The sequence below is a fragment of the Thermobispora bispora DSM 43833 genome, from assembly GCF_000092645.1.
In the GTDB taxonomy this organism is placed as follows: domain Bacteria; phylum Actinomycetota; class Actinomycetes; order Streptosporangiales; family Streptosporangiaceae; genus Thermobispora; species Thermobispora bispora.
In genome coordinates, this window is sequence record NC_014165.1 from 600,741 (window position 1) to 610,007 (window position 9,267).

The following is a 9,267-nucleotide window of genomic DNA, read 5'->3' on the forward strand; positions in this document are numbered from 1 at the left end:
GGGGACCGTAAAGTGCTGGACGTCAACTTCTTCGACGAGCTGCGGATCGGCTTGGCGACCGCTGACGACATCCGGCAGTGGTCGCACGGTGAGGTCAAGAAGCCGGAGACGATCAACTACCGGACTCTCAAGCCCGAGAAGGATGGCCTCTTCTGCGAGAAGATCTTCGGCCCTACCCGGGACTGGGAGTGCTACTGCGGTAAGTACAAGCGGGTCCGCTTCAAGGGGATCATCTGTGAGCGCTGCGGCGTCGAGGTGACCCGCGCCAAGGTCCGCCGTGAGCGCATGGGCCACATCGAGCTCGCCGCTCCGGTGACCCACATCTGGTACTTCAAGGGCGTCCCCTCCCGCCTCGGCTACCTGCTCGACCTGGCCCCGAAGGACCTGGAGAAGGTCATCTACTTCGCGGCCTACATGATCACGTGGGTCGACACCGAGGCCCGGGAGCGCGACCTGCCCTCGCTGGAGGCGAAGGTCTCGGTCGAGCGGCAGCACATCGAGCAGCGCCGGGACGCCGAGATCGAGGCCCGCCAGAAGAAGCTCGAGGCCGACCTCGCCGAGGCCGAGGCCGAGGGCAAGTCCGCCGCGGACCGCCGCAAGATCCGCGAGGCCGCCGACCGGGAGATCCGGCAGATCCGGGAGCGGGCGCAGCGCGAGCTCGACCGCCTCGAGGAGGTCTGGACCCGGTTCAAGAACCTCAAGGTCCAGGACCTGGAGGGCGACGAGCAGCTCTACCGGGAGATGCGCGACCGGTTCGGCCGCTACTTCCGCGGCGCCATGGGCGCGCAGGCCATCAAGGAGCGGCTCGAGAACTTCGACCTCGAGGCCGAGGCGGAGAAGCTCCGCGAGATCATCCGCACCGGCAAGGGGCAGAAGAAGGCGCGCGCCCTCAAGCGGCTCAAGGTCGTCGCCGCGTTCCTCAACACCAAGAACTCGCCGAAGGCGATGGTCCTCGACTGCATCCCGGTCATCCCGCCGGACCTTCGCCCGATGGTGCAGCTCGACGGTGGCCGGTTCGCGACCTCGGACCTGAACGACCTCTACCGCCGGGTCATCAACCGGAACAACCGCCTCAAGCGTCTGCTCGATCTCGGCGCCCCCGAGATCATCGTCAACAACGAGAAGCGGATGCTGCAGGAGGCCGTCGACGCGCTGTTCGACAACGGCCGGCGCGGCCGCCCGGTCACCGGTCCCGGCAACCGCCCGCTCAAGTCCCTGAGCGACATGCTCAAGGGCAAGCAGGGCCGGTTCCGCCAGAACCTGCTCGGTAAGCGAGTCGACTACTCCGGCCGTTCGGTCATCGTCGTCGGCCCGCAGCTCAAGCTGCACCAGTGCGGTCTGCCCAAGCAGATGGCGCTGGAGCTGTTCAAGCCGTTCGTCATGAAGCGCCTGGTCGACCTGAACCACGCGCAGAACATCAAGTCGGCCAAGCGCATGGTCGAACGGGCCCGCCCGGTCGTGTGGGACGTGCTCGAAGAGGTCATCGCCGAGCACCCGGTCCTGCTCAACCGAGCGCCCACGCTGCACCGCCTCGGTATCCAGGCGTTCGAGCCGCAGCTCGTCGAGGGCAAGGCCATCCAGATCCACCCGCTGGTCTGCACCGCGTTCAACGCGGACTTCGACGGCGACCAGATGGCGGTTCACCTGCCGCTGTCGGCCGAGGCCCAGGCCGAGGCCCGGATCCTCATGCTGTCCACCAACAACATCCTCAAGCCGGCGGACGGCAAGCCCGTGACCATGCCGACCCAGGACATGGTCATCGGCCTGTACTGGCTCACCAGGGAGCGGGCCGGCGCGAAGGGTGAGGGCCGGGTCTTCTCGTCCGTGGCCGAGGCGATCATGGCGTTCGACCGCCGTGAGCTGGATCTCCAGGCGAAGATCCAGGTTCGGCTGCAGGACGTCCCGCCGCCGCGGGACTGGAAGGCGCCCGAGGGCTGGGAGGAAGGCCAGCCGTACCGCCTGGAGACCACCCTGGGCCGGTGCCTGTTCAACGAGACCCTGCCGGACACCTTCCCGTTCGTGAACTACGCGGTCGGCAAGAAGGAGCTCTCCGGCATCGTCAACGAGCTCGCCGAACGGTACCGGAAGGTCGAGGTCGCGCACGCCCTCGACGCCCTGAAGGACGCCGGGTTCTACTGGGCGACCCGCGCCGGTGTGACGATCTCGATCGAGGACATCGTCGCGCCGCCGAACAAGGCGCGGATCATGGAGGAGTACGAGCGGCGCGCCGAGAAGGTCCAGCGCGAGTACGAGCGCGGCCTCATCACCGACGAGGAGCGCCGGCAGGAGCTCATCGAGATCTGGACCCACGCCACGGCGGAGGTCGAGGCCGACATGGTCAAGGCCTTCCCGGACGACAACCCGGTCTGGATGATGGTGAACTCCGGTGCCCGTGGTAACCGGATGCAGGTCCGGCAGATCGCGGGTACCCGTGGCCTGGTGTCCAACACCAAGGGTGAGACGATCCCGCGGCCGATCAAGTCGTCCTTCCGCGAGGGCCTGTCCGTGCTGGAGTACTTCATCTCCACCCACGGTCAGCGGAAGGGTCTGGCGGACACCGCGCTCCGTACCGCCGACTCCGGTTACCTGACCCGGCGCCTCGTCGACGTCGCCCAGGACGTCATCGTCCGGGAGCTCGACTGCGGCACCGACCGGTACGTCCAGCTCCCCGTGGCCCAGCGCACCTCGGACGGCCGCCTGGTCAAGGCGGAGTACGCCGAGACCAACGTCTGCGCCCGGAACCTGGCCGAGGACGTCGAGGTCGACGGCAAGCTCATCGCCGCCAAGGGCACCGACATCAACGACGCCGTGCTCACCAAGCTGGTCGAGGCCGGTGTCGAGACCGTCAAGGTCCGCAGCGTGCTGGTCTGCGAGTCCAAGATCGGCGTCTGCGCGATGTGCTACGGCCGCTCGCTCGCGACCGGCAAGCTCGTCGACGTCGGTGAGGCGGTGGGCATCATCGCCGCCCAGTCGATCGGTGAGCCGGGTACGCAGCTGACGATGCGTACCTTCCACACCGGTGGTGTGGCCGGTGCGGACATCACCCACGGTCTGCCGCGTGTCCAGGAGCTGTTCGAGGCGCGGGTGCCCAAGGGTGTCGCGCCGATCAGCGAGGTCGCCGGCCGGGTGCGGATCGACGAGACCGACAAGACCCGGAAGATCGTCATCATCCCGGACGACGGCTCCGAGGAGGTCGCCTACCCGGTCTCCATGCGGGCGCGCCTGCTCGTGTCGGACGGTGACCACGTCGAGGTCGGGCAGCAGCTCATCGCCGGTGCCAAGAACCCGAACGAGGTGCTGCGGATCCTCGGCCCGCGTGCGGTCCAGCTCCACCTCGTGGAGGAGGTGCAGGCGGTCTACCGCTCGCAGGGTGTGTCGATCCACGACAAGCACATCGAGATCATCGTCCGGCAGATGCTCAAGCGCGTGAACGTGCTCGAGTCGGGCGACACCGAGCTGCTCCCCGGCGAGCTGGTCGAGCGGCCGAAGTTCGAGGCCATCAACCGCAAGACCGTCGCCGAGGGTGGCCAGCCCGCCTCCGGCCGTCCGGTGCTGATGGGCATCACCAAGGCCTCGCTCGCCACCGAGTCGTGGCTGTCGGCCGCGTCGTTCCAGGAGACCACGCGGGTGCTCACCGACGCGGCGATCCACGCCAAGTCGGACCAGCTCCTCGGCCTCAAGGAGAACGTCATCATCGGTAAGCTCATCCCGGCCGGTACGGGCATGCCGCAGTACCGGAACATCCGGGTGGAGCCGACCGAGGAGGCCAAGGCCGCGATGTACTCCGTCGGCGGTTACGACTCGTCCGGCGAGTACTCCTTCGGCACGGGCACCGGCGAGTCGGTGCCGCTGGAGGACTACGACTTCGGTCAGTACAACCGATGATCGCGGTCCGGTAGGCCGCCTACCGTGAGCGACGGAGCGGGCCCGGGGCGTCGCCCCGGGCCCGCTTCCTTTTACCAGACCGAGGATGGGTGGGCCGGGCGGTTGTGCCGTGGCTCAGGCCGGCCCATTCACGCGGCCATCCCGGTACGGCACGGCCGTGATGGGCGGCAGCCGGGGCGGCTAAGAGGTAGCGGACACCGGTGTGAGCCGGGTGACTTTTTGATCGCCCCCGGGAGTATCGATCCAGTTCAGGGCGATAATGACTCGCGCGATGTCCTCGCGGTGGATACGGATGCCGTTCCGGTCGATGATGAGACGGCCGTGCTCGCTCATCCGCCTCAGGTAGGCCTGCACCTCAGGTTCCTCACAGGCGACCCGGAGGGGTGTGCCCGTACGCTCCTGGTAGACCCGCGCATCCATGCCCTCCACCGTGGTCAGCGCCTGGGAGAGCCAGTGCAGCGTGAGCTGCGGTGACGACGCGGGCGCGTTGACGTCGAAGCGGAGGGGATTCTGGTTATACGCGTGCAGCCTCCCTTTTCGGAAGGCGAGGTAACGGTGGCCGAGCAATGAGTTGGCCCCGGACCCGAATCCGATCCAGTCCATGGTCAGCCGGTAGTAGGCCTGGTCCGCTTCGCACCGGGGTGCGCCGAAGTACGACATGGCGTACTCGGGGAACCCGGCCTCCTCGAGCAGATCACGGGTGATGTAGTAGGCCGCCAGTTGCCGGTTGAGGTCGAGGTGCCCTCCCCGTTCCACCTGCTTGCGGAGGATGGTCCCCGGGCTGGCGCGATAGGGATAGATCGAGAAGTGATTGATGGGCAGGGTCAGCGCCGTGCGCACTGACTCGGCGACCTCGGCGTCCGTCTGACCGGGAAAGCCGACGATGAGGTCGATGTTGATGTTGCGGAACCCTGCCGCGTGGGCGTTCTTCACGACCTCAACGGCCTGCTCGGCGCTGTGCGCCCGGCCGAGCCGTCGCAGCCGCTGATCGTCGAACGACTGGACCCCGATGCTGATCCGATCGAATCCGAGCTCGCGCAATCGGCGGAGCTTCTGCGGGGTGAGCGACTCGGGGCTGCCCTCGATCGTGGTCTCCCGGACGTGACTGAGATCGAACTCGCTCCGCAGGCACGTGTACAGAGACTCGATCTCTGACTCGCCGAGGATGCTGGCCGTGCCGCCTCCCCAATAGATGATCGCCGGCTGATAGTGTTCCCGTAACACCGGCGCCTGACCCCGGATCTGAGCGCGCACCGCGTCGAGATACGCGATCCGGCCGGGTGCCTGCTGGTCGAGCCGCAGGTCCCTCACGGGGATCTGGACGACCCAGTCGCAAAAGTGGCATTTGGAATTGCAGAACGGGATGTTGACGTAAAGCAGCAGCGGCCTGGTCATCAGCAACCTCCGACCGGTCGTGTCTTCGACGGTGCTTCACTGGCAACGGTGGGAAGAACGCGGAATCGATCCGGTGAACCCGTCATCATCCGGTACCGGTGCCGCCGGGGAGACGCCGTAGCGCTCCAGCCATGCCAGGCCGTTCCGGTCGGTCGGGCGGAGCTCGGCGAGGCGGTACGGCGACGCGGGACGCCGTATCGAGGGCGCGGAGCGCGGGATCAACCGCAGCGGACGGGCATTCTCGACGCCCCGAATATGGCGCTCTGGTAGAACGAGATCCCCTCCCGAGGCCACGGGTGGATCTCGGTGAAGCGGCCGAGCAGCCGTTCCAGCGCGATCCTGCCTTCCAGCCGGCCCAGCTGCGCCCCGAGGCAGAAGTGAACGCCATGGCCGAACGCGATGTGTCCGGTGGTCTGCCGGTGGAGGTCGAAGCGCTCGGGATCGGGAAACCGGCGGTCGTCGTGGTTTGCCGACAGGATCCAGGCCATCACGAACCGGTTGGCCGGGATGGTCTCGCCGGCTATGGTCACATCACGCGTGGTCACCCGGCCTGCCTGCAGGAACGGGGAACGCAGCCGGAGACTCTCCTCCAGAGCGGCGGGGATCAGCGACGGGTCGGCGCGCACGGCCTTCTCGGCCTCCGGATGGTCCCAAAGGCAGAGCATGGTGTTCCCGATCAGGACGGTGGTCGTCAGGTGGCCGGCGAGCAGCAGGAGGCTCGCCGTGTTGACGACTTCCTCCAGGTCGAGCCGCTTCCCCTCGACCTCTGCCTGAACCAACCGGGTGAGCAGATCGTCCCGGGGGTGGGTGCGCCGGCTCCGGCAATGCTCCCGCAGGTAGTCGTTCATCTCCGTCATGGCCGCGGCGACCGTCCTGGCCAGTTCCGGATCGGCGTAGTTCTCCACCTGCAGGGACATCAGCCGGTCGGACCAGGTGCGGAACAGATGCCTGTCTCCGGGCGGCACACCGAGGAGCTCCGCGATGACGATGACCGGCAGGGGATAGGCGAAGTGTTCGACGAGGTCGAACTCAGGGCCGGGGAGCTCGTCGAGCAGGTGGTCGGCGATCTGCCTGATGCGGGGCTCCATCGCCGAAATCGACTGCGGTGTGAACGCGTGGGTGATCAGTCGGCGCTGATGCCGGTGCTCAGGGGGATCGATCATTGTGATCCCGCCCTTGCCGAAGCCCTGCGCGGTCGGCATGAGCCTGGTCCGATCAGAAGAGAACGTCTGATAATCGCCCAGGATCTGCCGTACGTCGTCGTAGCGGAACACGTGGTAAATGCCGAACTGGTCACGCCAGACGGGATGTTCGTTCCGCATCGTGCGGAGCCAGGCGAACAGCGCCGCTCCGCCGTCGGTAAGAGAGGGCTGTCCCGGTAGTTCCATCATCTAGGCGGCCCTCCTGACTCGGACGGGGAGGCTCTTCACCCCGAACATCGGGTCCTCGTAGTACGAAAGCTCGGCGTCGGGGTCGATGGTGATCTCAGAGAAGCGGCGGAGCAGCAGCTCGAGCGCCACTCTTCCCTCGACCCTGGCGAGCGGCGCTCCGAGGCAGTGATGGATGCCGTGTCCGAACGCGAAGTGCCGGTTAGGGGAGCGGGTGAGGTCGAAGCGGTACGGGTTAGGGAACTGACGCTCGTCGTAGTTCGCGGAGAGCAGCCAGTTGATCACCAAGGACCCGGCGGGGATCAGCGTGCCGGCAACCTCAACGTCGGTCGTGGTGAGCCGGGCCGCCTGAGTGAGCGGCGGCCGGAGCCGGAGCACCTCCTCGAAGGCGGGGCCGAGGAGCGAGAAGTCCGCGCGCACCGCCCGCTCCGCATCCGGGGCGTCGCGGAAGCACAGGAAGGTGTTGCCGAGCGCCATCGTGCTCGTGATCTGCCCGGCGAGCAGCAGCAGGCAGGAGGTGTTGACGATCTCGGCGTCGGTGAGCCGTTCGCCGTCGACCTCCGCGGCGATGAGCTTGCTGACCAGGTCGTCCTGGGGGTCGGCACGACGCTTGCGGACATGGGTCTGCACGTACTCGCCCATCTCCCGCATCGCCTCGCCGACCATCCGCCCGATTTCGACGTCGGTCGGATCGTCGACGTGGAGGGCGATGAGCCGGTCAGCCCAGGTGCGGAAGAGGCCTCGATCGTGGATCGGGATGCCGAGCAGCTCCGCAATGACCATGATCGGCAGAGGGTGGGCGAACTTCTCGACCAGGTCGAACTCGTCTTCCTCGATGTCATCGAGGAGTTCCTCGGTGAGCTCGGCGATGCGCGGCTTCATGTCGGCCGACATCTTCGGGCTGAACGCCTGACTGATCAGCCGTCGCAGTTTGCGGTGTTCGGGCGGGTCGGTCAGCATCAGGCTTCCGGCGCTGAACGGGTCACCACCAGGCCGTAAGCGATTGATGTCCGAAGAGAAGGTGGCGTAGTCCGCCATCACCCGTTGTACGTCCGCGTGGCGGAAGACGTGGAAGATCCCGAAGCCGTCCCGCCACACCGGCTGGCTTTCCCGCATCTCGTCCAGCCACTTCAGCAGCGCCTGGCCGCCGTGCGAAATCCTCGGCCGCTGAGCGGCCGGCATCGTCATCGTCGGAGTTCCCTGGGCTGTTAACGGCTCGTTCATGGATCGCCTCCTTTCTGGTCCTATGCCGACGCGGTCGCGGTACGGGTGCCAAAGAACGGGACGCCGAGCATGGCCCGATATTCGTCGGCAGCCGCTTTGAAGATCTCGGCGGTCTTCCGGCTGATGGTTTTCAAGGTGGCCGCCGCAGGTGTTCGCCACGGGCCGAACGACCGCCGGACCAACTCGGCGAGATTGGCGGCGCTGTCATTGATGCTCGCCTCCGTGCTGGAAAGCAGGTGGAGCTTGATGAAGCCCCACATCAGCGCATCCAAGGAGAAGTACTGAGAATCACGGCCCGTGGTGCCGTCGAGGGCACGATTATCGGCGAGCATCCCAAGGTACTTGCGAAACGGGGTGAACGTGGTGATCCGATAGGACTGGAAATTCAGCGACGGATCATCGCATGTTCGCCCCAGGATATACCTGTCCCGGGTATAGAGCGCCCGGAAGAGCGGATACTTGAAAATAAGGGTGAACATGCGGCGGGACAGTGAGGGCAATGTGGGCGCATCGGATTCGGTTCCCGCCCAATTCGACACGTCATCGCAGACGTCGATGATGTCGTGAATGACCAGCGACCTGATCAGGTCGTCCTTGGTATCCCAGCTGAGATAGACCGTGCCCTTACCGATGTCGGCCTTTCTGGCGATCTCATCGATCGTCGTCCGTTTGTACCCGGACTGCAGCAGCAAAGCCCGGGTGATGTCCATGATGCGCCGAACTCGATCCCCTTGCGACCCGGACATCGGCCGGCACGTCGGCATTGCTTGCCTATTCGACATCGTTTCCTTCCCCCCGGTGCGGACGATTCGGCACTTACGACGGCCGCGGGACCGGATGCGTGCGGCCCATAATCCGCTGCCGGTGCCGGGAACGGCACCCAGCGGCATTTTCGCTGGTCGTCGTGATGGTGACGGCGGTGTGAATCTCCCCGTACGTCCTACGCCCCCCTCTTAGGCCGGCCGATCGCCTCTAATGGCACGAAACGCCGTGATTGTCAACCCTCAGAGGCGGCTTCCCTGTTGTACGCCGGTTCTACTGACTGGTTTTCAATTTCAGTCATCGGGTTCGAACTGTTGACTCTTCCTATATCTACACCTAGCGTAAGCGATGCCGCAAGGGTGAGGTTAGCGCCTTTTGCGGTGATATGGCGTGTAACGCACTTGAAACACGTGCGCTTACACACCGCCGTCCACCGAAAATCGCAGGAAGGAGGATCTCGTGGACCTGAACGACCTGCCCATGGACGTTTTCGAGCTCGCCGACAGCGGCGTCGCGGTCGAGTCCCTGACCGCGGGCCACGGCATGACCGAGGTCGGCGCCTCGTGCAACTGCTTCTGCTACATCTGCTGCTCCTGCTCGAGCGCTTGATGTG

6 protein-coding genes are annotated in these 9,267 nt (G+C 66.0%); 2 read left to right on the top strand and 4 right to left on the bottom strand.

Annotated elements, in window-relative coordinates:
• The first annotated feature begins 12 nt into the window (after positions 1–12).
• Positions 13–3,885: a DNA-directed RNA polymerase subunit beta' gene (locus TBIS_RS02720; protein ID WP_013130804.1), complete on the top strand. Its 3,873-nt coding sequence runs from the start codon at positions 13–15 to the stop codon at positions 3,883–3,885.
• 180 nt (positions 3,886–4,065) lie between these two features.
• Here the strand turns inward: TBIS_RS02720 and TBIS_RS02725 are convergent, their stop codons facing one another.
• From TBIS_RS02725 to TBIS_RS02740, 4 genes are all read right to left on the bottom strand, one after another.
• Complete coding sequence (locus TBIS_RS02725) at positions 4,066–5,280, bottom strand: coproporphyrinogen-III oxidase family protein (protein ID WP_013130805.1); 1,215 nt, start codon at positions 5,278–5,280, stop codon at positions 4,066–4,068.
• Between the two features lie 218 nt (positions 5,281–5,498).
• Positions 5,499–6,671, bottom strand: coding sequence for a cytochrome P450 (locus tag TBIS_RS02730; RefSeq protein WP_013130806.1), 1,173 nt, complete (start codon positions 6,669–6,671; stop codon positions 5,499–5,501).
• The gene (locus tag TBIS_RS02735) at positions 6,672–7,856 is read right to left on the bottom strand and encodes a cytochrome P450 (RefSeq protein WP_241019846.1); all 1,185 of its coding nucleotides are present in this window, start codon (positions 7,854–7,856) and stop codon (positions 6,672–6,674) included.
• A gap of 56 nt (positions 7,857–7,912) precedes the next feature.
• Positions 7,913–8,602 (bottom strand): TetR/AcrR family transcriptional regulator, encoded by a 690-nt coding sequence (locus TBIS_RS02740; RefSeq protein ID WP_013130808.1) that lies wholly within the window; start codon positions 8,600–8,602, stop codon positions 7,913–7,915.
• Positions 8,603–9,113: 511 nt separating this feature from the next.
• Here TBIS_RS02740 and TBIS_RS02745 point away from each other — a divergent pair.
• The gene (locus TBIS_RS02745) at positions 9,114–9,263 is read left to right on the top strand and encodes a thiomuracin/GE37468 family thiazolyl RiPP peptide (protein WP_013130809.1); all 150 of its coding nucleotides are present in this window, start codon (positions 9,114–9,116) and stop codon (positions 9,261–9,263) included.
• Positions 9,264–9,267: the final 4 nt, after the last annotated feature.

Coding starts and splice junctions, on each gene's coding strand:
- TBIS_RS02725 (WP_013130805.1), bottom strand. CDS start 5,280: ATGACCAGGCCGCTGCTGCTTTACGTCAACATCCCGTTCTGCAATTCC.
- TBIS_RS02730 (WP_013130806.1), bottom strand. CDS start 6,671: ATGATGGAACTACCGGGACAGCCCTCTCTTACCGACGGCGGAGCGGCG.
- TBIS_RS02735 (WP_241019846.1), bottom strand. CDS start 7,856: ATGACGATGCCGGCCGCTCAGCGGCCGAGGATTTCGCACGGCGGCCAG.
- TBIS_RS02740 (WP_013130808.1), bottom strand. CDS start 8,602: ATGGACATCACCCGGGCTTTGCTGCTGCAGTCCGGGTACAAACGGACG.